Source organism: Pontimicrobium sp. MEBiC01747 (genome assembly GCF_053601635.1).
Genome location: NZ_JBSHNS010000248.1, coordinates 1 through 2,137, shown reverse-complemented (window position 1 = coordinate 2,137; position 2,137 = coordinate 1). Strand labels below are relative to the sequence as shown.

2 protein-coding genes are annotated in these 2,137 nt (G+C 27.1%); both read left to right on the top strand.

What is annotated here, in order from left to right; translation table 11 throughout:
- Window positions 1-677 (top strand): helicase-related protein (locus ACVC2P_RS08070; RefSeq protein ID WP_452597969.1); only part of this gene is annotated, 677 nt, incomplete at its 5' end.
- 137 nt (window positions 678-814) lie between these two features.
- Window positions 815-2,137: tetratricopeptide repeat protein (locus tag ACVC2P_RS08065; protein WP_452597968.1), on the top strand; the 1,323-nt coding region annotated here is incomplete at its 3' end.

The window sequence follows — 2,137 nt, the reverse complement described above, 5'->3', positions numbered from 1 at the left end:
ATGTTATTGTAGAGCCTATAGAAAAATTAAATGTGCTAATGCATTTTTTAAACTCAAAAACTGGTCAACGTGGTATTATATTTTGTAAAACAAAAGCAGCAGTAAATAAACTTGCAAAAAACTTAGCTATAAATAAATTTTCTTCAGGAGCATTGCACGGTAGTTTAACTCAAGGAATTAGAGATCGTATCATGGAGCAATTTAGAGAAGGTTATATTAATATTTTAGTGGCTACAGATTTAGCGGCAAGAGGAATAGATGTTAAAGACGTTACTTATGTTGTAAATTACCATTTACCAGAATTTTACGAGTCTTACATACATAGAAGCGGTAGAACAGCAAGAGCAGGAGCAAAAGGGTTAGCTTTAACAGTATTACAAAAAGAGGAAGCATTTGAAATTCCAGAATTTGAGGATGAATTAGGAATTACATTTACTAAATACAATAAACCTAATGCACGAAGTATAGAAGAAAATAATGCTGTACTTTGGGCTAGGCAAATATTTAAAACAAAACCAAATCATAATCTTTCCATAGAGTTTAAAGAGAATATTAAGACTGTATTCCATCATTTAACAAAAGATGAATTGATAGAGAAACTATTGGCAAATTATATGCTTCAAAATGCAAAAACACCTTTAGATGGTGAAACAAAAAAGAAGAAAAAGCATAAATAATACTAGAACTTTAGTCTTATAAGGAAAAAATAATCCATCCCTACAATATGTTCCCTCGCAAATTTAAACTTTGTTATATTATATTAACACTCTTTATAAATAGTATTTATTGTCAGAATACAAATATTAAAGAAGACGTGTCTAACAAGAATGCTTTAATAGAGAAACTTAATGCTACATATAATAATGTAAAAAATGCACCAGAAAAAAGTTATAAGATTGCAAAAGAAAGTTTAATTATTGCAGAACAAGAAAATAATCTAGAAGCAAAAATAATAGCAAATAATATATTCTCATCATATTATAATTACCAAGGCGATAAAACAAAAGCACATTATTACTCAGGTCTAGTCTATAATATGCTTGATAAAAAACTTAAGTTTTCAGAGTTTGGGTACGCATTAGCCATGAATTGCGCCATTTATTTTAGGCAAGCAAAAGATTATGATCATGCTATAAAGTTTTATAACGAAGCTCTACTTATTTATAATAGTTATACCGAAAAAGCGACGTATAATAGATTCTTATTAATAAGTGATTTAGCTTACCAATACGCACTAAAAAAGAAAGAGGCTTTAGCACTAGATTACTATAATCTAGCACTAGAAGAAGCTAAATGTTTAAATAATACAATTTGGCTATCGTCTGCTTATAATAATTTAGGATATTACTATTACGCACAGTTAAACTATGAAAAAGCACTTAGTTATTATAATAAAGCAAAAAGTTATATAAATATTGATACTCTAGGAAAATGGAGTGAACTATACTATTTAAATATTTTAGAAAATATAGCACACATATACTTAGAGTATTCTAAACTGTATGATGAAGCAGCTGCAATACAAAAAAAAGTAGCAAAAATAAGACGAAAGTATAACGATGAAACAGGAGCAATATCTGCGGATATTGAACGCTTAAAAAGTTTAACAATAACTAAAAAGTTTGATGAAGCAAATAAGCTCAAAAAAAATATAAATACCTATTTTAAAAGTAAAGATAGTAATGAAATTATTCAGGATCAAGATGTCGCATTTGCCTATGAAAGATATTTAAAAGCTAAGCTGTTTAATTATGAATGTACAAAGGAGTATAATGAGTATTTTAAAGTCTCTAAGACATTATCAAGCTTTTTAAAAAAGCAGTTCGATTATAATAAAATAAAAAATGAAGAAGCTATAGCAAGTTACATTAAGCTTCAAGAAAATGACTTTAAAAGTAAACTAAAATTAGAGAAAGAACTAACACTAGAAAAAGACGCATCGTATAAAAAAGATAGGTTTTTTTTGTTTTTAATAATATTTATGTTGTGCCTTACTATAACCTCTTTAGTTATAATTAATTATGCAATAAAGCAACGTAAAAAGAGAACAGAACAAGATAACTTAATTACAAAATTAACATTAAGAAATACTACTTTAGAAAAGGAAAAACTAAATGATATATTAGAATCTAAAGAA